The sequence below is a fragment of the Micavibrio sp. TMED2 genome (assembly GCA_002168225.1).
Classification (GTDB): Bacteria; Pseudomonadota; Alphaproteobacteria; order TMED2; family TMED2; genus TMED2.
The window spans coordinates 539,814-564,633 of sequence record NHBH01000009.1; the positions used below are offsets into that span (position 1 = coordinate 539,814).

Below are 24,820 nucleotides of genomic sequence, written 5' to 3' on the forward strand. Positions count from 1 at the left end.
GAATAATGCGTTGATGTTCGGATTATGGGTGGCGCAGCAAGGTCAGGGTTTTCTCGTAAGGCGGCTGATCGGCCTGTTCGATGACCAGCAGCACTTCCGATGTGCCCTGTAAGCGCCCGATCATGGGTTTGGCGAGATTGCCCAGCGGTCTCGTGCCATCGGCCTCATGCCCGAGCAGTTGTCCGTCGCGGCGGCGGTAGCTGATTGCCGTAAGCGCTTGCAAGCCCAGGTCGTCGGTGACGAGGGCAAGTTCATTATCAGCATTCATGACTGCGTCTATCCGGGGCAGTTCCTTGCCGTAATTTGACAATAGCGCGCTCATTCGATGAACCCGTGATTGATGTGCAAGTTGAGTGGGCAGGGGCGTCGAGGCTGGCCGGACATGGCTTGCGCAAAACGCGTGGCTGCCATGCGCTATCATGCGCAATCTCAAGAAAGTGTGAAGAAGTAATCAATCCGGTTTACGAACAGATGAGCCAGTCGTGCTGGCAGGTATAAAAAAAGGCCCGGGAAACCGGGCCTTTTCTTTAGTTGTTTTTGATTGAGTGATCAGGCAACAGCCGGATCGGGCTCGTCGCCTTTTTCCTCCATCAGCGTGCCGCCCTTCGGTGACCGGAGTTTGATCACAAACTCCTGCATTTCGGCACTTGGTGCCGGGGTCATCAGGGACACCACATAGATGGTCAGGAAGCCCAGCGGGATACCGAAGATACCAGCCGAGATGTTGGCAACACCGAACCACAGATCCATGCCGAAATACTTGGTCTGGATCAGGTAGAACAGGGTGACACCAAAGCCGACCAGCATACCGATGATCGCGCCCTGCTTGGTTGTCCGTGTCCACCAGACACCCATGACAAGTGCCGGGAACAGGCCAGCCGCCGCGAGCGAGAATGCCCATGCCACGAGGGCAAGGATACCGCCCGGCTGGGTTGTTGCCACGGCTGCCGCCGCAACTGCAACCACCACCAGAAGGATACGGGCGACAACCAGACGCTTCTTGGTAGAGGCGTTCGGGTCGACCATGCGGTAGTAGACATCGTGGCTGAGCGCATTGGCGATTGCCAGCAGCAGACCATCGGCCGTTGACAGCGCAGCTGCCAGACCACCGGCGGCCACAAGACCGGCGATGACATATGGCAGACCGGCAATCTCCGGCGTTGCAATCACAACCGTATCGGCCTTGATCGCAAAGTTCGAGTGGTCAAGCGAGTTTACACCGGCAGTCTGACAGGCATCGAAGATGGCCTGCGGGCTGGCGGCAAACTCACCACAGATCGACACCAGATCAATGCCACCATAGATGGTGACCCAATCCGGCAGCGCCTGAATGGCTGCGAGCGAGCTGAGATCGGCACCCAGTACGTTCTGATACACCTCAAGTTTTGCGAATGACGCATAGGCAGGTGCGGTGAAGTACAGGATGAAGATAAACAGCAATGCCCAACCGACCGAACGACGCGCATCACGGACCGACGGGGTCGTGAAGAAACGCATCAGAACGTGCGGCAGTGACGCGGTACCGATCATCAGACAGATGATGAGGGCAAAGAAATTCAGGATTTCAGTGCCGCCCTGTGGCGTCTGCATGAACGGGGTTACGCCCTCAAGCGCCGGTTTGGTCTGTTCCAGTGTCTGGATTTCCTGCAGCACCTGACCATACATGATCTGTGGCAGTGGCACGCCGGTCTGCTGGGCAGACAGGATAACCACAGGCACCAGATAGGCGGTGATCAGAACGATATACTGGGCAACCTGGGTCCAGGTAACAGCCCGCATACCGCCCATCATCGAACAGACCAGAATGCCGACAAGACCGACAAACACGGCAATCTCGAATGGAATTTCAAGGAAGCGTGACGCGATCAGACCGGTACCGGTGATCTGGCCGAGTATGTAGCTGAAGGAACAGCAGAACAGGATGACGATACCGATAGTGCGGGCGAAGTTGCCGCCATATCGGGCGCCAAGGAAGTCCGGCACGGTATAGGCACCGAATTTGCGTAAGTAAGGCGCAATCAGTACCGCCACCAGCACGTAACCGCCGGTCCAGCCAAGCACGAAGGCCATATAGCTGTAGCCCTTGGCGTAGAGGCCGCCGGCCATGGCGATAAAGCTGGCCGCAGACATCCAGTCCGCTGCCGTTGCCATACCGTTGTACAATGCCGGAACCTTACGCCCGGCAACGTAGTATTCGGAGACCTGCATGGTCCGCGACATAATGCCGATACCGGCATAGACCGCGATGGTGAAGAATACGAACAGGTAACCGATGAATTTATCAGGTACGCCAGCCTGCTCGAGGATGGCGAGCAGGATAACAAACGCAGCAAAACCGCCGGTGTACATGCCGTAGATTTTGCCGAGATTGCTTAGAAAATCGCTTTTTTGTTCACTCATGTTATGGCGCTCCCTCACACTTCATCTTCTGCAACGCCAAATTCGGTATCGATCCGGTTCTGCGCATTCGAGAACCAGAAAACGATAATCACAAAGGCGATGAGGGAGCCCTGGGCACCCATATACCAGCCCATCGGGAAGCCAAAGATGACTATCTCGTTCAGGGCATCAACGAAGAAATGGACGGCAAATCCGAAGATGAGCCATAGGACCAAACAGGTCAGCATAAGCCCCTTGGTTTTTTTCCAATGGGCTGCGGACTGTTCGGGCGTCAGTTCGGTCTGATCTGACATAAGAACGTCTCCTTCCTAAGGGTTGTTCCGCTAATTATTTGTTGTCGTCGTTTAGCGTTTATCGACCGTGCTGCACTGGCAGTACGGCAAATCAAATGGCTGCCGGTAAAATACCGGCAGGGCATCAGATACAATGGTGGTGTTGATTCAGATAGATTTTCAGTTCCTCCCTTCGCACCGACCATTCTGTTTTTATGTTCCTGAACCGCTTTAGCGATAAAGGCTGGCCGTTTATTTTTTGCACTTGCTCAATACTTAGCAGGTGCAAAATAAAGTACGTCTACGTTTAATTTAGCAGAAGATTAGTGTTAGTGCCAAAATCGCGCAATAAATTTGTCATATTAACCTGAGCGGTTTATGCACACTCTATCCCCAGCCCACACTTCGCCGGAGAAACGGGAAACGCCGCGTGATTGATCGTCTGAAAGCATGGTTCCGCAAACCGGACCCGATTACCGATATTGCTGATTTGTCAGGCTTTCTGGGCCAGAGAACTGCTTTTATCGCGCAGAAGTCGACCTTTGAGTACTGTCGGATGCGGGCTGGACTGCAATGGGACAAGCTGTTTCTGGAACAGGCCTTCGTTGACGGGATTGAACGGGCGCAATGGGTGGCCTTTGACAGTGTGTTGCGCAGCCTGATCACCAATGCGGACACCATGTTTGTCCAACAAAACCTGCGAATCGCGCCGGACAGCCGTCTGGAATTCTGGCGGGGGATTGCTGCCGACTGTGTTGCAATGCACCCGCCACCGCCAGCCTATGCCGATCTGATGGCAGCCACACCGGACCATGTGGTTGATCGTTTGCGCCAGCAACTGGCATCGACCCCGCTGCCACCGGATGATGTGGCGGTTGAGGCGGGAGCCGTGATCTTTGATGTCTTGCCGATCCATATGGAGCATCGGCAGCTGGACCGGGATATGGTGGTCAATAACGTACGCCTCAACGTCATGCGCACCCATGAAGATCTGCGCGACCGTCTCAATACTGAGAAGATGCAGGCAGCGCTGGACAGCATTGCCCCGGCTCCTGTCGCCTAATCCGGCGCGCAGTCGCTGGCCTGGGTTTCCTCGATATCGTAGAGCCAGTCGCCGATCCTGAACTCATCACCGCCAAACCGGTTGAGGGCGGTGATACAGTCACCGGCCTGCCAGCGTTGCAGCCAGTTCTGCCAGTCGTCATGCAGCTGGAATGTATGGGTGCCCGTCTTCTCTGCGCAGTTGTTGAAGCCGATATCCTGATGCAGTTCCGATGAGGTGACTGCCATCATGACATCGCGGTAGTCGGTCGTTCTGCTGATGCCCCATGATTTTGCCCAGCCCGCATCGCGCTCGACGGTTCGTTTGGTCACGGCCAGCACCTTGCCCACCACCCGGCATTCGGCATGGGCCATGGCCGGGGCGGCCAAAACCGGCTGCGGCAGCGAAATAATCCCTGCCGATAGCAGGATTGCCAGCATTATAGATTGCATCCAAACAGCCCTTTCGCGTAGCTAATGGCGTGCGGTTGAACAGGCCGCGAACCAATCCTGAAATATCGACCAGTTGAGCGTAAAAACATCATGGCTTCATACCAGTATGTATATCACATGTCCGGCGTCACGAAGGCCTATCCGGGCGGCAAGAAGGTGCTGGAGAATATCCACCTGAACTTCCTGCCCGATGCCAAGATCGGTGTGCTGGGGCCGAACGGTGCCGGTAAATCCACGCTGATGCGCCTGATGGCCGGTATCGACAAGGAATATAACGGTGAGGCATGGGCCGCCGAGGGCGCCAAGGTCGGCTACCTGTCACAGGAACCGGAACTGGACGAGAAGAAGACCGTCACCGAAAACGTGCTTGATGGCATGGGTGAACTGGTTGAACTGGTCAAGGAGTTCAATGAAGTCTCGATGAAGTTCGGTGAGGTCACCGATGATGACGAGATGAATGCGCTGATCGAGCGTCAGGCCGAGCTGCAGGAAAAAATTGATGCTGCCGATGCCTGGGACTTGGAGCGCAAGGCCGAGATCGCCATGGATGCCCTGCGTTGCCCGCCCGGTGACTGGCCGGTTACCAAACTCTCCGGTGGTGAGCGCCGCCGGGTAGCGCTCTGCCGTTTGTTGCTGTCCAAGCCTGACATGCTGCTGCTTGATGAGCCGACCAACCACCTTGACGCCGAAACTGTCGCCTGGCTTGAGCGCACGCTGCAGGATTATGAGGGCTGTGTGGTCATGGTTACCCACGACCGTTACTTCCTCGACAATGTTACCGGCTGGATTCTGGAGCTCGATCGCGGTCGCGGCATCCCTTACGAGGGCAATTACTCTGCCTATCTCGAGAAGAAGGCCAAGCGTCTACAGCAGGAAGCGCGCGAGGAAGCTGCCCGCCAGCGCACCCTGTCCAGTGAACTCGAGTGGATCCGCAAGTCGCCCAAGGCTCGTCAGGCCAAATCAAAGGCCCGGATCAGCGCCTATGAGGAACTGATGAATGATTCCAACGAGCAGGCACCGGGCACAGCCCAAATCCTGATCCCGACCCCGGCACGTCTCGGCGACAATGTCATTGAAGCCAAGAACATCCGCAAGGGCTTCGGCAATCACCTGCTGATCGAAGATCTCAGCTTCAACCTGCCGCGCGGCGGCATTGTCGGTATTATCGGCCCGAACGGTGCCGGTAAAACCACCCTGTTCAAGATGATCACCGGTCAGGAGCAGCCAGATAGCGGTGAGCTCAAGGTTGGTGAAACGGTCCAGCTCGGCTATGTCGACCAGAGCCGCGACAGTCTTGATGCCAACAAGACCGTCTGGGAGGAAATCTCGAATGGTTATGACGAGATCGAACTGGGCAAGAAGAGCATGCAGTCCCGTGCCTATGTCGGCACCTTCGGTTTCAAGGGCGGCGACCAGCAGAAGAAAGTTGGCGTGCTGTCAGGCGGTGAGCGCAACCGCGTGCACCTCGCCAAGATGCTGAAGAGCCAGGCCAATGTGTTGCTGCTCGATGAGCCGACCAATGATCTCGACACCGAAACCTTGTCCGCGCTTGAGGATGCCCTGACCCGGTTCCCCGGCTGTGCGGTTATCATCAGCCACGATCGTTTCTTCCTCGACCGGATCGCAACCCATATCCTCGCCTATGAAGGCGACAGTCAGGTTGTCTGGTTTGAAGGCAATTACGAGGATTACGAGGCTGACCGCAAGCGCCGCCTCGGTGCCGATGCCGATCAGCCGACACGCCTCAAGTACAAGCCGCTGCAGCGATAACGCTGCAGCGCGCCTTGAGACTATCTCAGGAACTTTAATGCTGGATTATTGTGCCGGGTCGAGGCTGCTTGTGCCTTGCTCGGCTTTCTGACGGATCACGTCGATCAGGGCGTCGATCGAGCCGCCATTGCGTTGGATTACAGACGCATACTCCGAGCGCTGGCTGGCCAGCAGGCTGACATTGCCAACCACGAAATCGATCACCCGGAAGCTGCCGTCGGATTGTGGGCGCACGCGCCAATCGGCATCGATGTCCTGTCCGCTCTGACCGGAGGTGATACGGGTGGTGACGATAATGTCCTTGCCACCTTCCATCCGGCTGCCGGAAATGCTGAACTCTTCGCCGGAATATTCACGCAGGCGACGGGTATAGACCTTGACCAGTGCGTCCTCGAAGGTCTTGAGAAACTCATCCCGTTGGGCCGGGGTGGCACTGCGCCAATAACGGCCAAGCGTAAACCGGCCCATGGTTTCAATATCGAGGGTATCTGTCAGCATGCCGCGGAACCAGTCATCGGCACTTGCGCCGGTTGCTGTGCCATCCTTCAGGGCGGCGATAACCTTGTCACCGGTTGCTGCAATGAATTCTTCTGCAGCTTTTTTGTCCTGTGCGAGGGCAGAGGGCTGGAGCGGTGCAATCGCGATGGCGGCACCAAGGGCAATAAGTGTCAGAACGTTACGGCGAAGCAGTGACATGCGCTCTCAATCTTTCTGGTATCGGCGTTCCGAAAGGAATTTAGGCTCTTGTGCCTAGTCGACAAGTTCAGCCGGGCGGGCAGACACCAGAATTGATGGATCGAGCTCCTCGGCATTGTCTGCCTGATCGAGTTCTTCATCCGACATTTCACTGAAATCCGGGATATCGACCGAGACGGCACCATCTGCAATCAGATTGGCCCGGCGCTGGTTATAGAGATTGCGCAGGCTGGCGTAGTAATCAACCGAGGAAGACTTGATCTCGCGAATGGCGTCCAGTGACTCCGACCGTGCGGTGAGGGCGGTTGCGGTGCTGCTGGCAATCGCATATTCGCCGCCGACATGCTGGTTGTCGATCAGGATGCCAACCGGGTTGGTGACGATATCGACGACAAAGCCGACCGTATCACGCAGGTTAGAGGGCCCAAGCAGTGGCAGGACCATATACGGGCCTTCACCGACACCCCAGACAGCGAGGGTCTGGCCAAAATCTTCTTCCTCGAACTCGAAACCGTTTTCGCCGGCGGGGTCAAGGAAGCCGCCGAGACCGGCTAGTGTATTGGTGACAAAGCGCACCAGTGCGGTGCCGGCACCTTCCATGTCGCCCTGCAGGACCTGATTGCCGAAAATCAGCGGGGTGCGCAGGTTGCGCAGGATGTTGGCGATGCCGGTGCGAATGGTTTCCGGCAGCGTATCGCGATAAACTTCGGCGGCAGGCTCAAGAGCAACTTCGTCAACCGCATCGTTGAAGGCAAAAATCTGGCGATTTACCGGCTCGATCGGGTCATAGACTTCACCGAATTCAGTGCTGTTCTGGGTGCTGGCGCATGCTGACAGGGTCACGGCGGCCATGAGAACGATGACGAGTTGCCCCAGACGGCTGGCTGTGTGGCGATGCGCAGTCAAGAAGCGCTCTTTGAAAATAGTAACCATGGGTTCAAACTTGTCCTGAGGCGCGATGCTCGTCGTCGAATACTGGAATAAAAATCTTGTCAAAACGGCAGCCAATATAGGATGCGGCTGCCTGCCCGAGTTCCGGCTGATTTAACGTGCAACAAGTATCACCTATAGGTGGGCATAACTATGGCGCTCCGTTCCGGATTGTGCGTCGCGGAACGAGTGTTGCCAATTCGCACCATAGGTGTTGCCGGAATGTCGAATGGCGGCTCTGGCCGCACGCAAACAAATTGCCTGAAATCACTTTAAAAAACCATAAAATCAGGCGCTTTTCTGTTGTCTGGCGATGATCCGTGCTAGGTGTATTTTCGGTTCAGCTTTTTGCCCTAACATGATGATTTCCAAATCCGCGTGATGTCTCTTGCTCCATATGAATGTCAGGTTCTCGCGGCATGGCTCGACTATAACGGCCATATGAATGTCGCCAGCTATCTGAAGGTCTTTGACGTCGCGACCGATCATGTATTTGCGCAACTGGGTATCGGTCCGGAGTATGTGGAGGAGGCAAAATCTTCCCTGTTCGCGGTCGAGCAGCATCTGGTCTATGACCGGGAGCTGCGTGAGGGAGATAAGGTCGCGGTCCGGGCCAGTATGCTTGAGGTTACCGACAAAAAGCTCCATATCATCATGACCATGCATAATCTCGACGGGGCATATCAGGCAGCCAGTTGCGAACATCTTTTTATTCACGTGGACATGGTCACCCGGCGCGCGGTGTCATGGGGCAGCGACGTTCAGACCCGGCTTCGGTCTTATGTTGAGCCGCTTGTCGACAATGCGCTCAAATCTCGTATCAACCGCGCCATTCAGGTGCAGCGATGATCTGTTTTCTTACTGGTTTCCGATATAACATCATGCGTATTCTTGGCATTCTCCTGCTCGCTTGTACCGGTATGACGACGCCTGTGCTGACCGGCGCTGCTCTTGCCGAATGCACCGATTTTGCTGCACCCGGCGTCAACTGGCGTCGCTGCTTTCAGGACGGGCAAAGCCTGCCCGATAGTGATCTGACCGGTGCGCAACTGCGCGATGCCACCTTCAAACGGGCGGATTTGAATAACAGCCTGTTCATCGGTGCCGATATCTATCGCGGCAAGTTTATCAGCGCGAAGCTGGAGAATGCTGACTTCACCGATGCCAATCTGCAGTCGGCTGACTTCACCAAGGCTGAACTGGCCGATGCCAATTTCACCAATGCCGATCTGCGCAATGCCCGGTTTGTCGGGGCCATTCTGCATGGTGCCAATTTCACCAATGCCAGCGTTGAGGGAGCGATCTTCCGCAATGCCGATCTGTCCGGTGCCATCTGGATCGATGGTGTACGTGTCTGCAAGCAGGGGTCTGTCGGTACATGTCGGTGACCGAAGAAGCCGACACATCCCCGGACCCTGACAGGTCACAGGAAAAGTCAAAAAAAACCAAGCATCACAGGCGGTTCAGGGCTGGAGCGTACAGACGACTGATGCTGACCGGCTTGTGGCGTACCATTGTGCGCCGCCCGGCCTTCTGGTTGTCGGTTCTGGCGGTGCTGATTGGGTTTGCCAGCGGCGGTGCAGCAGTGCTGTTCCGACTTGCCGTGGATGAGGTGCAGCATCTGCTCTACGGGGCCGATGAACGGCTGTTATACAGCGCCATGAGCGCCTTGCCGTGGTGGCATTTGCTGCTTGCACCGATCATTGGCGGGTTGCTGATCGGCATTCTGCGCCGCTTGCTGCTGCCCGAGCGCCGCATTCTCGGCATCGCCGACATTATTCAGGCAAGCTCGCTGCACGGTGCTCGGATTTCCCTGCGCAATGGTCTCGGCTCCGCGCTCAACAGCGTGGTGGCACTCGGTGCCGGTGGCTCGACCGGACGCGAGGGGCCGACGGTGCACCTTGCTGCCGCCATGTCGTCATGGCTGGCGCGCAAGCTCCATGTAACCGAAACCATGACCCGAACCCTTGTCGGGTGCGGCGTTGCTGCCGGTGTTGCGGCATCCTTCAATGCGCCGATTGCGGGCGTGTTCTTCGCGCTTGAGGTGGTGATCGGCCATTATGCCCTCTCGGCCTTCGCTCCGATTGTGATTGCTGGAGTGGTTGGCACCGTGCTCTCGCGCGTTGTTATCGGTGACTATCCTGCCTTTATCTTGCCGGAACTGACCACGCCAGCCCCGATCGACTACCCGTTATTTGTTGTACTCGGGCTGATCTGTGCGCTGGTTTCATTGGCGCAACTGGTGGCCATCAAGCGCTGTAACAACATTTTCAACGGCCTCGATGTGCCGCATCTCGTCAAACCGGCGATTGCCGGGGTTGCGCTCGGTCTGATCGCCATTGTCCTGCCGGAGGTCAGCGGCATCGGGTATGAGGCGACGGATCTGGCGCTGAGGGGCGATGTGTTCCCGCTCGCCCTGCTTGTGATCATGGTCTTCGGCAAGGTTTTGGCGACGGCACTGACGCTGGGCAGTGGCTATGCCGCCGGTATTTTTGCACCCGCCCTGTTTGTCGGGGCGATGATCGGTACCGCCTTCGGCGCGGGGCTCAATGCCCTGTCGGTATCACTGGCCTCGGATATCGGACTTTACGGTGTGGTCGGCATGGGGGCGGTGGCGGCACCAATTCTTGGGGCACCGATCTCGACCATCCTGATTATCTTCGAGATGACCGGCGATTATTCTGTGACTACCGCCGTCATGATCGGCGTTGCGGTTTCCTGTCTCGTCGCCCAGTCCGGTTTCAGCCGTGAGTTTGCCAATGGCTTCTTCGCCTGGCAGTTGCGCCAGCGTGGGGTCAATATCAATGCCGGGCGTGAAGACGGCATCATCCGCAACACAAATGTCGGTCGGGTAATGCGCCGGGAGTTCTCAACCATCGGACCCGAGGCCAGCTACAGCGAAGTCATGGACAAACTGCGTGAAGCCGTCTGGGGTGAGCTGTTCGTGGTGGATAACCAGCGCCGCCTGATCGGGGTAATCACCATTCCAGACCTGAATGCGGCGGCACTCGCCACCTCGGCGGATGTAAATACACTGGTGGCTGGGGAGCTGTGTCGACGCTCGCCCGCCACGCTGGCCGCCAATGATCCGCTCGATCTGGCGATGGAGACCATGGAAAGCGCGCGCGAAAGCCATCTACCGGTGGTTGACAGCATGGAGCACCATGTGGTCGTCGGCTTCCTGCATGAGCATGATGTCATGACCGCCTATTATCAGGCCCTGCTGCAGGCGCGGGCGGAGGAGCGTGGCCAGCGCTACGAGCATTCCGGCCATACTCATGTCTAGGCCCGTAACAGAGCCGCTGATTCGCGGGTTTTGCAGTTTTGATTGCGGGTGAAACCGGTTTTTGCCTGCAAAATCAGCAAAACGACGCTGGCCGAGCGCTAAAACCACGGTTTTCATGACGGTATCATGACAAAATGCCCGGAAATCTGCCCCTCACATTGTTTTAACGGGCAAAATCACTTACTTAATTGGCAATCTTGCTGCTGGTCATAACGGTGTGCAGGTGCGCAGGTGGACATGACCGGCGATGGATGGAGGTGCTCCGTGCAAACCATGCCTAACGGCTGTCCGGCGCTTGTACTCAATGCCGATTTCCGGCCATTGAGCTATTTTCCCCTGTCACTCTGGTCATGGCAGGATGCGGTCAAGGCTGTGTTCCTCGACCGGGTGAATATCGTCAGCCGCTACGATACGACAGTGAGCTCGCCGAGCTTCGAGATGCAGCTGCCGAGCGTTATTTCCCTGAAAGACTACATTGTCACCAATCGCAAGCCGGCCTTCACGCGCTTCAACGTGTTCTTACGTGACCGCTTCATGTGCCAGTATTGCGGTGGCAAGTTCCCGACGCCGGAACTGACCTTTGACCACGTCATTCCACGGTCAAGGGGCGGACGGACGAGTTGGGATAACGTCGTCACATCCTGTGGTTGCTGTAACCTGCGCAAGGGCAACATGATGCCGGCCCATTGCGACATGCACCCGATGAATACGCCGATTGAGCCCAACAGCTTCCAGCTGCAGGAAAATGGCCGGTCCTATCCACCCAACTTCCTGCATGAGAGCTGGCGTGACTTCCTGTACTGGGATGCCGAGCTTGAGGATAACTGATCCCGGTTATTCCACTGACGGGGCGAAATTCCATCATTCCGCTATTGCTGATCGGTATGCTTCTTGCGAGGGTCAGGGTGTATTCTGCTGAACCCGATCCGTTTCCCATGTCCGTGGCGCTGCTCATATGTCCCTGATGCTGTCCAAAGAGTTTCGCATTACCGCAAGCGATGGTACGCCGCTGGCGGCGACACTCTATGAACCGACCGCAAAAACCGGGCTTGAGGCGCCGTTATGCCTCGTTGTCATCAATGGCGATGCCGGTGTGCCGCGCCGGTTCTATGCGTCGTTTGCCGAGCATCTGGCCGGGCGCGGGGCAGCGGTACTGACCTATGATTACCGGGGAATCGGTGGGTCATTAACCGGCGATGTGAAGGATGCGCGGGTCACGGTCTCCCAATGGGGCAGGCTCGATGCCACCGGTGCCTTGCAATGGGCGCAGCAATATATCGCCAAGCTGCCGGTTTTTGTGATCGCCCACGGCATTGGCGGTCAACTCGCCGGGCTGACCGATAATCCCGATCAGGCGAATGAGTATCTGTTTATTGGTGCCAGCCTCGATCACTGGCAGTACTGGCCAAAATCCGAGCGGATGCGTCGCAGCTGGCGTCACTCCGGCAAGGTGCCAATGCTGGTCCGTACCTTCGGCTGTCTGCCACGGGGCACCCTTGGCAACAAGGTGGAGATACCCGGCCCGGCGGCACTGCGCTGGGTCCGTTGGGCCCGGCATGAACTGGGGGCAGCCGGGGTCGAGAAGGCTGCTGGCTTCAGCGCCATGACGGCACCGATTACTGCCTACAGCTTTGCCGATGACGAGTGGTCCTCGATGATCGGTGCGCAGGCGCTGCTCGATTGTTTTCCCAATTCACGCTCGGTTCATATTCCCCTGACGCCGCACAAGGCCGGGTTGGAAGAGATAGGCCATCACGGCTTCTTTGAGCCCATGGGCGAGGACCAGCTCTGGCCACGTGCGACAGAGTGGCTGCGGCGGGAAATTCCACTGGTGATGGCACAGCGCGCGGAGGAGGCAGCGGCGAAGCGTGCTGCCGCCGGGTTGCCGCCGAAGCCGACCAAACAGGCGGTTGAGCGTGCTGCGAAACTGCGCGCCATGGCCGGGGTTGAAACTGCCCGCAAGGCCGCCGAGGCCGCCGCACAGGCGGAGCTTGAGGCAGCGAAACAGGCGGAGGAAGAAGCGAACCGGCAGGCAGGACGTCGCCGGGGGCGTCGTCGATCAGCCGCTGCTGGCGGTGCCGAGGCCGGTGCCCGCATGTCGGCACAGGAACGCCGCGCGCAACGGGCTAGCCGCAGGCAGGAGCGGGAAGAGCAAACCGCAACGCCAGCGACCCCTGCAGCCTTGCCGGATCAGAGAGGCAATGACCGCGAGGTGGCCAGAACCGCTGCCGGTGATATTCGCGAAGGCCTGAAAACCGGTGCGCTCAGTGCATTGTCGGCGGCTCTCGGTGGCAAGAAGAAACCGGAAGTGCCTGCAGCCCCTGAGGCACAAGCGACGGAACCGTCCGCACAGGAGCGGGCGGAGGCTGCGGCCAACCGTGCTGCAATGGCAAGGCGTCGCAGCGCCGATACCGGCGGTGCTCCTGTGGATGCAGCAGAGGCGCGTCGCCAGGCTGCTGCTATTGCTCGCATGGCCAAGGCTGGCGAAGCTGCCGGTGACAAGAGTATCGACGAGAGCAGTCGCATTGCCGGGGATGGGGTTGCGCGGGATCGGTTCCGGCGGGTGCCGTCGCGTAAAGATGATCGCGGCGTCAAGGATACGGATGTCGAGTAACGATCAGGCCGCCGATAGCGACCTATTCGGCGTCGGCAGGTTCACGCTGTACGAACCACGCCTGAACAATCAGTGCCAGACCGCCGGCCAGTGACAGCAGGGCGTTATATCCCGCCATCGAAATGCCGAACAGGCTCCACGCTACATCGCCACAGGAGACGGTGGGGGCGGCCAGCAGGTGTGCGCGCAATTCCTCGATCGAAGCACCGGTAGGCAGCGCCGGGCTGCAGGAGGCGAGACCCGCCCACCATGCCTGCTCCACGCCAACATGGAAGAAGGCAATACCGCTATTGGTGAGCAGGGTAATGCCGGTTGCCAGTATCAGGATCGACTGAATGAACTTGTTCCGTACCAGTGTCACTACAATCAGGCTTAGTCCGATGGCAACGATCCACGGCCAGCGCTGGGCGATACAGAGTTCACAGGGCTGCAGGCCATAAACGAACTGACCGATGAGGGCGCTGCCGAGGGCGATTGTACTCAGCAGGATGGCTCCAACACAGGTCATGCGACCGGTGATGCGCGGGCCGGTTTTGAACTCCACAGGATTGCGACCGGACAGGCCATGAAGGTCAGTACCGCCGATACCGGAAGCGCTCAACTGCTGCCCTAATCCCATGTTTCGATGTCCATTTCTGCCCGTGTTGCGACCATCATGGCCGCTTGCCCGATGTCGGCTGATTATATAGGCGATTTTCAGTCTAACTCAAATCACGTGTCCGATAACGACAAATCCGGCAACCAGCAGCAGGAAGGCCAGAAGGGCCAGCCAGGGCAGATACTTCTCGATAAAGCTCTTGATCGGCGGCCCGAACCAGTAGAGCAGGGTGGCAATCAGGAAGAACCGCGCGCCGCGTGAGGCAAAGGATGCAGCGATAAAGACCAGCGGGTTCAGGCTTGCGACACCAGATGCGATGGTGATGACCTTATAGGGGATCGGCGTAAATCCACCGGCCACCACGATCCAGATACCCCATTGCCGATACAGGTCGGTGAAGTGCTCGAATTTATCGCCGTATCCGTAAAAACTCAGCACCGGTTCGGCAATAAGGTCAAAGAACAGGGCGCCGATGGCATAACCGGCAATGCCGCCCACAACCGATGCCAGTGTACAGATCAGCGCATGACGGAATGCCTTGGCCCGGTCGGCTATCACCATCGGGATCAGCATGATGTCCGGCGGCACCGGGAAAAACGAGCTTTCGGCGAAGGAAACCCCGGCCAGATACCATTGGGCATGGCGATGGGCGGCAAGGCCGAGGCTCCAGTCATAGAGGCGGCGGATCGGCTGGGCGATAAAGGCAATCATGTGCGGTATCTGAAACGGATCATGGGAAAATGCCGTGGGACAGGGCATCGGGCATTGTGCTAGACGGGTGATGCCTGAGATTGAGTACCTATCGCAAGACAAACATTCATAACTGTTTGAATATCATGACTGGTCCATCCACCCTACCAGTGCTGCATCCAATCCGGTCGCTGGCGACGATGGCGTACCGCTCAGGATCGGTTACATGTCGGCCAATCTGGGCCAACTGGCGGGCCGGTGGGGCGCTTGTGAAAATCAACGTAATGGAGTGATCGGGCATGGCTGATACTGTCACATCACAATCGGTGATCTACAGCGCTGATTTTCTAGAAATCCAGCAATGCCGACGGGGCGTTTTCGGGTTCTACAAGACCGATACGGTGCAGGGGCGGTCACTGGCGACCTATGGTGAGCTATATGATCCACAGGTATCGCTGCTGCTGGAACTGATCGAGCCGGATGATCTTGTGATCGATGTGGGGGCGGGGATCGGTGCCTATACCATCCCGCTGGCGCGCAAGCTGTTGCGTCAGGGCGGGGTGGTTTATGCCTTTGAACCGGCGCGGCTCAACCAGCAGTTGTTGAGCATGAATGTAGCGCTGAACCGTCTCGTCAATGTTTTCGATTATCGCCACGCTGTTGGCAAAACTGTAGGCAGTGCGCGAACCCCGTTGATGAATCCGCTGAAAAAGCAGGATTTTTCCAAGCTGCCAAATGTGGCCGGGCAGGGTGATCCGGTACAGGTTGTGACGCTCGACCAGCTGGAATTTGCCCGGTGCAGGCTGATCAAGATCGATGTGAACGGCAGCGAGGAAATGGTGCTGAGCGGTGCGGCCCAGCTTATCGAACGGCTGCAGCCGGTACTGTTTCTGGCATATCCCGGACAGGGGCGTCTGGCCGGGGTGCTGAAACTGCTCGAGAGTTTCGGCTATGAGGCATGGTGGCACTTTGCCGATCTGTTCCAGCCCAACAACTTCCGACGCGCTGATAAGAACCTGTTCGACGGGCAGGTGCCGGACATCAATATTCTGGCATTACCGAAACAGGCCGGTGCCCGGTTCCCGAACATGGTGCCGGTCGAGGGCGTCGAGGATGACTGGGAACCGGCGCTTGCGCGCGGTCGTGCCCGATCAGGCTGACCGGTTCCGTTGATGCTTAACCAAGCGCGGCCAGCGCTTCCTTTGCGTCATCGTAATCTTCATCGAGGCTGATTGCCTGCTCATAGGCAGCCTTGGCAGCAGGTTTGTCGCCCCGTGCCTCGGCGAGCTTGCCTTTGTTATAGAAGGCGTCGGGAAATTCCGGTGCGAGATCCAGGGCTTTCTGAACCGCCGCTTCCGCCTCGTCGAGGCGCCCCAGCTCAATTAGCAGGTTGCCGAGATTGTTATGGGCGTCGACATAGGACGGGTCGATGGAAATCGCCTTGCGATAGGCGGTTTCAGCAGATGTGGGGTCACCCTTGGCCTGATAGCTGGTGCCGAGGTTGAGCCATGCTTCCTCATAATTCGCATCGACCTCGAGGGCCCGCTGATAGGCGGCGATGGCCAGATCGACCTCGTCATTCTCGCGGTGCAGGTTGCCAAGGTTGAAGGCGGCAGCGGTAAACTCGGGATTGAGTGCCAGTGCATTTTCATAGGCAACGGCAGCCTCTTCGTGGCGCTCCAATTCCTTCAGCGCATTACCGAGATTGGTCCAGTAGCCAGCATTCTGTTCGTCGATCTGCAGGGCGCGGGTGATTTTGTCGGCGGCATCCTGATAGCGGCCCTCGGTGTAATCAATCGCACCCAGCATGTGATGGGCATCGGCATGTTCGGGATCAATCGCCAGCACCTTGTTATACAACTCGGCTGCAATCTCATGTTCCTCGAACTGCTGGTGCGCGAAGCCCTTCTCCAGCATGACCTGCGGGTTTTTCAAATCGCGATCAGTGAGGGTTCTCTGGCGCAGTTTTTCGAGGCGGCGGCGTTCTTGACGGTTCATTGGGCTGAGACTTTTCGTAATGCCGGACGGCAGAAATGAAGTGCTGACAGCCAATTTGTAGCGCCGCTGGTGAAATTATCCAACAGCAAGCGTGCAAATCAGGTCAGCTTGTGATTGACCGTGACTTCGCAATGCCTAAGATGCGGTTTTGTGCCCCGGTGGTGGAATTGGTAGACGCGTCGGACTCAAAATCCGATGCCCTTGCGGGCGTGTCAGTTCGAGTCTGACCCGGGGCACCATACTTATCTCGTTTTTTGTTATAATATATTGATTTAAAAGCTGGTTCTTCTGGCTTAAGGCAAAGCACAAGAAGGTGCACAGCCTGTTTCGCAAGCCGACCAGTGATAGCTTGGTGAAGCATAATGGGTGCAAAGAGTAGTTGGTGCACTACTGATAAACGCTAGCTTGCTTTAGCATTCATTCTTTGCAGGAGGAGGTCTGTGAATTCAGACTTTGGGGCAACATGGGGAAGCGCCAGAAGATCAGTCAATTTTTTTATTGATTCTGACCATTTGTCAAAAAGCCCCAAAATTGTAATCTCGCCATTTGCAGTACTGGTGATTGTGTTCTTCAAAACATCTATTGCATTGGCGTCTAGGCTATCCAGATCTATAATTAAAAGCGTTTTTGGGTTGTCGGCTATTAGGTCTAAATAGCCGGTCTTAGATGCTCTTTCAACATCGGTAAGGGCTACAAGTTGTACCAAGCCTAAAGTTTCAACCAGTTTTGCTAGCTTTTGTAGGAACTGACTTTGAGTGTCGATCATGACGATACGATTATAATTTATATCCACTTCAAGCCTCATGATTCTTATTTTAGGTAGAGGTTACCACATTCAAGGGCGTTCTCTGTACTCAAATTCATAGATGTATGTGGTGTCTATTGCCATTTCTTGACCTAATCTCAAGGCATCGCAAGGTTCTGGCACTTCCAATATCCAGCATGTTGATTAACCGGGTAATCAAGCCTTGTTTCTATGCGCTTTGGGCCATGGCTGCCTCTTGCAACAGGTTGGCCAGATCCTCCTCTGACGCATCGCTCAGGCCATGGGCGAAGTCGCGCATGATCTCCAGAAACTCATAGACATCGCAATCTACCTTGCCAAAACCGCCAAAGCGGAACTGCCAGAATGAAACGGCATGACGCATCGCGCCGAGAGAGGCGCCGAGGGACTGGAACAGTCGGGGCGAATTGCCAAGGAAGTCAGAAAACCGCTTGGGATCACCCTCACGAATGAGGCCGTCGAAATAGGCTTCTTCATAGTTTTTCAGGTGGCGGGTAACCGTTCTCAACTCACGTCTGAGGCCGGTCAGGGTCGCATCCTGAAGGCGGGTTACAACACTTGCAATCGGGCACTCGCCGAGGCCGGTTATATTCGCTTTTTCAATAGCCTCGGTCAGTTTCATGAAGTCTTTGCCGAAACTGCCCATGAGGGATTTGTAATACACAAAGCCTTTCCAGGCGAAGATCGTTTCGGGAAAGTCCTCTTCCGAAACCTGCATGGTTTTCAACAAAGGCACCATTTCCTTGGCATCCTCTGCATCCCACAGCTTTCTGACAAACGCGCTTAACTGTCCGCCCAGCTTCATACCGGCAAAGGCTTGTGCAATCAGAGGGGCAAAGTCAGCCTCAATCTTGTCGCGCAGGATGGTGAATTCCCGCTCAGAGAGTTCGAAATAATACGCGTGAGGCTCATAACCATGCATGCGCAGTCTTTCGCGCAGAATGAACGGATCAAGCGATGGCAGGGCATCAATGATATTCAGTAACTGGATATCGAGGGCATCTTCTTCCGAGTGCTTGGCGTGCGATTGACCGGCGACGCCGAAATTAGCGTGAAATATCTGGCCGGAATCCCGCTCATTGATAAAGACGTATTTGCCACCCTGACGGAGATCATTCACATCAAATGGTATGAAGACTTTTGTCCCGACGGTAACCAATCCGCCAAGTATCTCGCGCTCCTGTGGCCGTAACCGGTGCTTCAGGATAAAACTGCGATTCAATGTATAATTGGAGAAAAAGTAGCCGTCGCCGGGATCGCGATCCCTCTCTTCATCGGCCTCGATTTTCTGGGTTGGATCCAGAAGATTCAGGATGCGGGCGGAGTTACCAGCTCTGCGTATGTCAGCAAAGCTGCGATATGTTCGCGAAAGTCGAGACATGCAGTCTTTCAATATGTCATGGGATGAGACTGCGTCAGTATATTAGTGTTTTCTAAGTCAAGTCGAGATAAAATGCTTTTTAAATCATATATTTATGGCGAGTATCCCATTTAGTTAGGCGCGGTTGCTGGTGAGAATGCGGCACAACTCTAGGTTGATGTGTCTAACGGCGGCACCCGCATGGCAAGGGGCTTGCTTGCCGTATGGGCCAGAGAGCCGGACCGTTACTTTTGGTCTTCGCCCTTGCCCTTTTTGGACACATCATTGCTTGGCTGCGGCAGATGGGCAGCCTGTCCTGATGGGGTGGCTTTATCTGTTTCCGCGCCGATCGGCAGGTCCAGCCAGTCCCGGTGCGCCCAGCCGCGGACACCCGGACCAAGCTCAACCTCGACCCATCTCTGGGAAATGCCGACCACGACCATGCGGGTTGCCGGAACGGCGGTGGCCACAACCCGGCCCTCCTCACTCGCGGTATTGCGCAGATTGGCATAACGCATGCTCGGTTTGATCTGTACTTCCATGGACAGCAGCTTGCCTGCGGCCTTGCGGCGAGCCTCTTCCCCCGCGAGGTCAGGGCTGCCGGACACTTCTGCGTTCTTTTCCGCTTCAATCTGGGCATTGCGCAGTATGCGAGCGATGGTTTCCGCGCCATCGCGCAGTGCAAGGCCGATTGGGGTCAGGCCATACTCATTAACAATACCAACATCGGCACCGGCAGACAGCAAGGGGGCCAGAACCTGATCGCTGCCATGCATAACAGCGATATGCAGGATAGTCCGACCGGTATCATCCACCATGTTTACGTCATCAAGCCGATAGGCCAGTTCAGCCACTGCCGTCGCGTCATCCAGCAGGATTGCCCGGACCATGCTGACATATGTGCTGTGCTGTATTTCAGTTGGCATAAATCACTGTTTGTTAGCGGGTCAGAAAATTTGGTGTGTTTGCTGCCTGCTTATGTAGGCATATTAGTGACATCTAAAGCGAATAAGGTATGCCAAACACTTCCATAGTCTATTCATACAGAAGCCTTACACCGATTTCAAACCGCAAACACGCCTGATCTACCCTGCTGCTATAATACTGTTTGATAGCCTGCATCAGATTGATGCGCAGATTGCTGCAATCTTGTTCAGAATGTATCATCCGGGAAGCACCTCCTATGAGCGGATGCTGTATTCTGGTATGTCAAAACCATTTCCGATGTCTTTTTAAGTATTTGATTTTTCAATAAATTGTTGCTCGTTCGCGTTCGCAAGAGTGATTGCGACAATCAGTTTTCGACATGCGAAATGCGCAAGGTCCAGCTATCGCTGCGCCGGGACATAAACAGCATGATATGACAATACCGATCTGTTACCCATACTTGTCCCGGGGCGCCAATCTGCTGCTTTCGAGCCGACTCAGGGGTATGGCTGACCGTTGCCGCATTTGATGACTGTGTTGGCCTGAACCCAGTGGTTACGATTATCTGGCTGCCGGACACTCGGTAACTGGACGGATTCGACCGCAAGTATGATACTGTCAGGATTGTGGTATGGCTGACCGCATGCCATCGCCAGAATTGCGAGGCTGACACACGAAGGATGTTGGGGAAGCATCATGTCGATTTTCAACAGCGTGACATCACGGGTTTCCGTTCCTACCAGTGATCCGTTTGATCAGAGCTATGTGGTTTCGCCGGGTGGGGCGACCGATGCCGTGGTCGGTGTCTATAACGCAACCAATCGGGGTTCCGGAACGCTGCTCGGCGATGGGCAATGGGTTTTGACCGCTGCCCATGTGATTTTCAATGAACCTGCCGCGAATATGCAGATCGCCATCGATCTGCCGACCGGACGCGTCTATCTCGATGTGGACGAGACCTTCGTTCATGAAGGCTATGACGGATCATCTGGCTTCAACCCGGCCAATGACATTGCCCTGATCCGTCTGGCAGAGCGCGCACCGATTGCAGGTTACGATATCTATCGTGGCAATGCCGAGATCGGCTCAGCCTTTACACTTGTCGGCTATGGTATTGCAGGTACCGGACTCAACGGCCAATTAAGCCTGTCTGAGGATCCGGGCAGCGGTGACGTCAAGCGTACCGGCCAGAATGTCTATGAGGGGCTGGATGGGGCGGCTCCGGAACTTGATGATATCTTTGGTGAGCCAATACCTGATGGCTCACTGCTGTTTTATGATTTCGACAGCGGCGACCCAGCGAACGATGCATCGCCATTGCTGAATGGCCTGTCCGACCTCGGTCTTGGGGAGACGGAGGTCAATTCAACCAGCGGTGACAGCGGTGGCCCTAACTTCATCAATGGCCAGATTGCCGGCGTCGTTTCAGGTGGTACGACTACCAGCGATGCAGGAACCACTGACATTGACGGTGGTATTCTGAACTCGTCATTCGGTGAGATTTCCTTTGATACGCGGGTGTCGTTCTATCAGAACTGGATCGATAATATTGTCGGTGACATCTTCAATGACGGCATGAACCCCGGCGATCCCATTCTCGGCGGCCCCGGCGATCCGACTGATCCAACAGATCCAACCGATCCCGATCCGGGTGAGCCGGATATTCCCGATGTTACATTCCCGCTGCCATTGCCCGGTATCGTGATTGACATGCCCACATCCGGGCCGATTACGACGCCGCCATCTGACTTGCCGTTTGACGAAACGGTCTTCCGTTTCTTCAACCCGACCACGGGGGCCCATTTCTACACCGCGAGCGAGGCAGAGCGGGACAATATTATGGCGACCCAGCCGGAGTTCATCTTCGAGGCGCCGGTATTTGAGGCAGGCGAACCGTTTTTCCCCGGTTCGGTTGAGGTTTATCGCTATTTCAATAGCCAGAACGGCGGCCACCTCTACACCTGGCGGCCAGAGGAAATGGCGTCAATCGAAGCCAACCTGCCCCAGTATCAGAAAGAGGGCGCGGTGTTCCGCGTCAGCCAGTTCGAAGCCGGTGGCATGGAGCCGGTCTATCGCTTCTTCAATACGGTGAGCGGTACGCACCTCTACACCATCAACGAGGCCGAGCGTGACCTGATCGAGGCGACTGATCCGAACCTGTCTCTCGATGGCATTGCCTGGTACGCAATCCCGATCTGATCCGTTAAGCCGGGGTGCTCTCATCCGTGTCTAATACCTCGAACCTGAAGCGGATGATTGATGGCGGCCGCATTCATGACGCTTTGGCGCTTTGTGAAAATAAGGGCAGTGCACCTTCTGCGGATTTCCTGATCCTCCATGCTCGTGCGGCCCGTCTGGCCGGGCATTATGATCGAACGCTTGAGTTGCTGGCGGAGTTGACCGGGTACAGCGATCTCGATGCCGAGCATATCTGGCAACGGGATTTCGAGCAGGCATGCCTGCTGGCACAGCGAGGTGACTTTACCCGGGCCAGAGCACTTTACACTGACCTTCTCGCACGCAAACCGGCGCATCCGCGCTGCCTTGCCAATCTGTACCGGATTGCCTTGCATGTCTGTGATCTGGAAACACAGGCATCATTGCGGTCGGCATTGCAGGCGCAGTCTGGTGATCTTACCCGCCCGGAAGACCTCGCCGCGGCCGAAGCCGTCTATACATTCGAGCAATGCGATGATGCGGCGAAGAATCTGGCGGTTAACCGCTTGCGTGCGCAAAGGCTGGATGCGGTGACCGTAACGATCTCGCCATCCCGACGGCCATCACGGCGGCCTGACCGTGACAAAATCCGCATCGGTTATCTGGGCGAACCGTTCCGCAACCATGCCCGTGCCCATCTGCTGACCGGCGTTTTGGAGCATCATGACCGCGACTATTTTGAGGTCATGGCCTATTGCACCGGCCGTAATGACAGGAGCGCTGTGCGGCAACGTCTTGAAGCGGCTGTTGATCAGTTCCATGATCTTGAGGGCATTACCGATCAGGCACTGGCGGACCGGCTGCATGGCGATGCGCTGGATATTCTTATTGCCACCGATGGCTGGAACCATATGAACCGTATGGCCGCACTGGCGGGTAGGCCTGCCTCGGTACAGATCAGCTATCTGGGCCATCCATCAAGCTGTGGTGCGGATTTTATCGACTATATGATTGTTGATGGGGTGATTGCCCCGGTTGGTGACGAGGCGCAATTCAGTGAGCAACTGATCAGACTGCCTGATACCTATCAGGCTACGGATGACCGCCAGCCACAACCGGCATCGGCTGACCGTGCCGATCTGCGCCAACGTAATGGGTTACCGGTTGATAAACTGGTTTTCGCCAGTCTCAACCAGCCATACAAGCTGAACCGGCAAACCCTGTCTCTGTGGTTCGAGATTTTACAGGCGGTACCTGACAGCGTTCTCTGGTTGTTGGATGGGCATCCGGCAGCCCGGCAGAATCTGATGCGTTATGCATCGGCAGGGGGGGTTAATCCCGAGCGTTTGGTTTTTGCGTCCTTTGCCGCAAAGCCTGAGCATATAACCCGGCTAACGGCGGCTGATATTGCGCTTGATCCACTGATCTACAATGGGCACACGACGACCATGGATGCGCTCTGGGCTGGTGTGCCGGTTATCTCCTTTTACGGCAGCCACATGGCGAGCCGTGTTGCCGCCAGTTTGTTGCGGGCAGCGGACATGCCAGAACTGGTTACGAGTTTTACCGGAGATTACCGCGATCTGGCGATTGATCTGGCGCGTGATCCGGCGCAACGGCAGGCGCTGAGAGAGCGGTTGATATCGGGCCGCGACCGTAACAGCCTGTTTGATACGGCAGGTCGTACCAGGGCGCTTGAAGCTGCTTATAAAAATCTCGTGAAGTAACCTGACCGGCGGTATTGTTTGCTTGCCTGTTCAGGCAATCGGCCTAACCTGCTGTAGGTACACCAAGTTTTCTCACCGGATATCGCATTATATGGCTGATGACATAACTGTCGATCAGATCCCTGATATGGAGATCGCAGAAGAGGGCCGTGTCGGCGAGGATGAGGCGGGTCGGGATAAAAGCCTGCCGCCGCCGCGCCGCGCCTGGATTGCTGTTCTGATTGCCCTGTTGTCACCGATTGCTGGTGTGCTCTATGCCGGTGCGCCGCGTCTGGTCTGGCCGTTTCTGGCGCTGCAGCTCCTGATGGCAGTCTGGCTGGTTACCGGCTGGGCGGCGAGTTTTGTCGGTTTCTTTGCCTATCTGGTGTTGATGATCGGACAGGGGCTGCTCGGTATGGTGGTTGCCGGTATCGTGGCTCATACAGCGCCTCAACCAATGAAGTTGGCCCGGTATCAGCGATACTGGATTTATCTTGCGATCATCATTGCTTTCGGCGCCGGGCAGCGGCTGGCGGCATCGATCAACGGTCCGGCGGTGGTCGGTGTCGACTCCAGTTCCATGTTTCCGACGCTGTGGAGTTCCGATCTGGCGCTCGCGACCGGTGGACGCTTCACAACATATGAGCCGCGCCGCGGTGATATTGTCGTCTACTGGCATCCGAAGAGCGATGGCGAGCGCTGGATCAAGCGGATTGTCGCCTTGCCCGGTGACCATCTGGACATGAAGGATGGCCAACTCGTCATCAATGGCCATGCCGTCGAGCGCACGCCGATGGAGCCCTATACATGGGAGCCGCGACCCGGTCTGGTGCTGAATTTCAACCATATGCGGGAGCACTGGCCGAAAGAGCTGGATAGCGAGGAACGGAGCATCGATACCGTCAATATCGCCGCCCTCGTGGGTAACTATAACAACCGGACTGACTATGTCGTGCCGGATGGGCATGTGTTTGTCATGGGTGATTATCGTGATAACTCATTAGACAGCAGAACGCGTTTGCACGGCCCCTTACCGATTGACAACATTACCCATCGTGTGGTGGGTATTCTCTGGTCACCGCGCAGGAAGCTCAGTCTGGCGCCTGTTTATGACCAGAATTTCGATGACAATTAGTCG

23 protein-coding genes and 1 tRNA gene are annotated in these 24,820 nt (G+C 56.4%); 12 read left to right on the forward strand and 12 right to left on the reverse strand.

Annotation, left to right across the window (positions count from 1 at the left end):
* Window positions 1-22: 22 nt before the first annotated feature.
* From CBB62_14195 to CBB62_14205, 3 genes are all read right to left on the reverse strand, one after another.
* The gene (locus tag CBB62_14195) at window positions 23-268 is read right to left on the reverse strand and encodes a hypothetical protein (GenBank protein ID OUT39515.1); all 246 of its coding nucleotides are present in this window, start codon (window positions 266-268) and stop codon (window positions 23-25) included.
* 281 nt (window positions 269-549) lie between these two features.
* Window positions 550-2,400, reverse strand: coding sequence for a cation acetate symporter (locus CBB62_14200; protein ID OUT39516.1), 1,851 nt, complete (start codon window positions 2,398-2,400; stop codon window positions 550-552).
* 14 nt (window positions 2,401-2,414) lie between these two features.
* Entirely contained in the window at window positions 2,415-2,693 is a 279-nt protein-coding gene (locus CBB62_14205) for a hypothetical protein (protein OUT39517.1), read from the reverse strand.
* 409 nt (window positions 2,694-3,102) lie between these two features.
* Here CBB62_14205 and CBB62_14210 point away from each other — a divergent pair, with 409 nt between their 5' ends.
* Complete coding sequence (locus CBB62_14210) at window positions 3,103-3,735, forward strand: hypothetical protein (protein ID OUT39518.1); 633 nt, start codon at window positions 3,103-3,105, stop codon at window positions 3,733-3,735.
* Here the strand turns inward: CBB62_14210 and CBB62_14215 are convergent.
* Window positions 3,732-4,166, reverse strand: coding sequence for a hypothetical protein (locus tag CBB62_14215; protein ID OUT39519.1), 435 nt, complete (start codon window positions 4,164-4,166; stop codon window positions 3,732-3,734). The two genes, CBB62_14210 and CBB62_14215, sit on opposite strands and share 4 nt — an antisense overlap.
* 90 nt (window positions 4,167-4,256) lie before the next feature.
* On the opposite strand from CBB62_14215, the gene CBB62_14220 reads away from it, so the two are divergent.
* Complete coding sequence (locus tag CBB62_14220; GenBank protein ID OUT39520.1) at window positions 4,257-5,936, forward strand: energy-dependent translational throttle protein EttA; 1,680 nt, start codon at window positions 4,257-4,259, stop codon at window positions 5,934-5,936.
* Window positions 5,937-5,981: 45 nt separating this feature from the next.
* Here the strand turns inward: CBB62_14220 and CBB62_14225 are convergent, their stop codons facing one another.
* Window positions 5,982-6,632 carry a hypothetical protein gene (locus tag CBB62_14225; GenBank protein OUT39521.1) on the reverse strand — a complete coding sequence of 217 codons (651 nt, stop codon included), beginning with the start codon at window positions 6,630-6,632 and terminating at the stop codon, window positions 5,982-5,984.
* Between the two features lie 54 nt (window positions 6,633-6,686).
* Window positions 6,687-7,484 (reverse strand): hypothetical protein, encoded by a 798-nt coding sequence (locus CBB62_14230; protein ID OUT39838.1) that lies wholly within the window; start codon window positions 7,482-7,484, stop codon window positions 6,687-6,689.
* Between the two features lie 459 nt (window positions 7,485-7,943).
* Between CBB62_14230 and CBB62_14235 the strand changes: the two genes are divergently transcribed.
* The 5 genes from CBB62_14235 (at window position 7,944) to CBB62_14255 (ending at window position 13,462) form a co-directional block, all read left to right on the forward strand.
* Complete coding sequence (locus CBB62_14235) at window positions 7,944-8,411, forward strand: hypothetical protein (protein OUT39522.1); 468 nt, start codon at window positions 7,944-7,946, stop codon at window positions 8,409-8,411.
* On the forward strand, window positions 8,408-8,950 hold the full coding sequence (locus CBB62_14240; GenBank protein ID OUT39523.1) for a hypothetical protein: 543 nt from the start codon (window positions 8,408-8,410) through the stop codon (window positions 8,948-8,950). Before CBB62_14235 ends, CBB62_14240 begins: the two co-directional genes overlap by 4 nt.
* Complete coding sequence (locus CBB62_14245) at window positions 8,941-10,848, forward strand: hypothetical protein (protein ID OUT39524.1); 1,908 nt, start codon at window positions 8,941-8,943, stop codon at window positions 10,846-10,848. The genes CBB62_14240 and CBB62_14245 overlap by 10 nt, the downstream gene beginning before the upstream one ends.
* A 273-nt stretch (window positions 10,849-11,121) precedes the next feature.
* The gene (locus CBB62_14250; protein OUT39525.1) at window positions 11,122-11,676 is read left to right on the forward strand and encodes an HNH endonuclease; all 555 of its coding nucleotides are present in this window, start codon (window positions 11,122-11,124) and stop codon (window positions 11,674-11,676) included.
* A 127-nt stretch (window positions 11,677-11,803) separates the two neighbouring features.
* Window positions 11,804-13,462, forward strand: a complete 1,659-nt coding sequence (locus CBB62_14255; protein OUT39526.1) for a hypothetical protein — start codon at window positions 11,804-11,806, stop codon at window positions 13,460-13,462.
* 22 nt (window positions 13,463-13,484) lie between these two features.
* On the opposite strand, the gene CBB62_14260 is transcribed toward CBB62_14255, so the two are convergent.
* Complete coding sequence (locus CBB62_14260; protein ID OUT39527.1) at window positions 13,485-14,081, reverse strand: hypothetical protein; 597 nt, start codon at window positions 14,079-14,081, stop codon at window positions 13,485-13,487.
* Between the two features lie 87 nt (window positions 14,082-14,168).
* Entirely contained in the window at window positions 14,169-14,771 is a 603-nt protein-coding gene (locus tag CBB62_14265) for a cytochrome B (protein ID OUT39528.1), read from the reverse strand.
* A gap of 278 nt (window positions 14,772-15,049) precedes the next feature.
* Here CBB62_14265 and CBB62_14270 point away from each other — a divergent pair, with 278 nt between their 5' ends.
* A complete protein-coding gene (locus CBB62_14270) occupies window positions 15,050-15,910 on the forward strand; it encodes a hypothetical protein (protein OUT39529.1) in 861 nt (286 codons plus the stop codon).
* Between the two features lie 16 nt (window positions 15,911-15,926).
* Here CBB62_14270 and CBB62_14275 read toward each other — a convergent pair whose 3' ends face one another.
* Window positions 15,927-16,748, reverse strand: coding sequence for a hypothetical protein (locus CBB62_14275; GenBank protein ID OUT39530.1), 822 nt, complete (start codon window positions 16,746-16,748; stop codon window positions 15,927-15,929).
* 152 nt (window positions 16,749-16,900) lie between these two features.
* Here CBB62_14275 and CBB62_14280 point away from each other — a divergent pair.
* Window positions 16,901-16,987 (forward strand) — tRNA-Leu (locus CBB62_14280).
* Between the two features lie 161 nt (window positions 16,988-17,148).
* Here CBB62_14280 and CBB62_14285 read toward each other — a convergent pair.
* The 3 genes from CBB62_14285 to CBB62_14295 all read right to left on the reverse strand — a co-directional run bounded on the left by CBB62_14285 (window position 17,149) and on the right by CBB62_14295 (window position 19,818).
* Window positions 17,149-17,553 carry a hypothetical protein gene (locus tag CBB62_14285; GenBank protein OUT39531.1) on the reverse strand — a complete coding sequence of 135 codons (405 nt, stop codon included), beginning with the start codon at window positions 17,551-17,553 and terminating at the stop codon, window positions 17,149-17,151.
* 169 nt (window positions 17,554-17,722) lie between these two features.
* Window positions 17,723-18,913 (reverse strand): hypothetical protein, encoded by a 1,191-nt coding sequence (locus tag CBB62_14290; protein OUT39532.1) that lies wholly within the window; start codon window positions 18,911-18,913, stop codon window positions 17,723-17,725.
* A gap of 224 nt (window positions 18,914-19,137) precedes the next feature.
* Window positions 19,138-19,818, reverse strand: a complete 681-nt coding sequence (locus CBB62_14295; protein OUT39533.1) for a hypothetical protein — start codon at window positions 19,816-19,818, stop codon at window positions 19,138-19,140.
* Between the two features lie 697 nt (window positions 19,819-20,515).
* Here CBB62_14295 and CBB62_14300 point away from each other — a divergent pair.
* The 3 genes from CBB62_14300 (at window position 20,516) to CBB62_14310 (ending at window position 24,817) form a co-directional block, all read left to right on the forward strand.
* On the forward strand, window positions 20,516-22,018 hold the full coding sequence (locus CBB62_14300; protein OUT39534.1) for a hypothetical protein: 1,503 nt from the start codon (window positions 20,516-20,518) through the stop codon (window positions 22,016-22,018).
* Window positions 22,019-22,071: 53 nt separating this feature from the next.
* The gene (locus tag CBB62_14305; protein OUT39535.1) at window positions 22,072-23,703 is read left to right on the forward strand and encodes a hypothetical protein; all 1,632 of its coding nucleotides are present in this window, start codon (window positions 22,072-22,074) and stop codon (window positions 23,701-23,703) included.
* Window positions 23,704-23,794: 91 nt separating this feature from the next.
* Entirely contained in the window at window positions 23,795-24,817 is a 1,023-nt protein-coding gene (locus tag CBB62_14310) for a signal peptidase I (protein ID OUT39536.1), read from the forward strand.
* The last annotated feature ends 3 nt before the right edge of the window (window positions 24,818-24,820 follow it).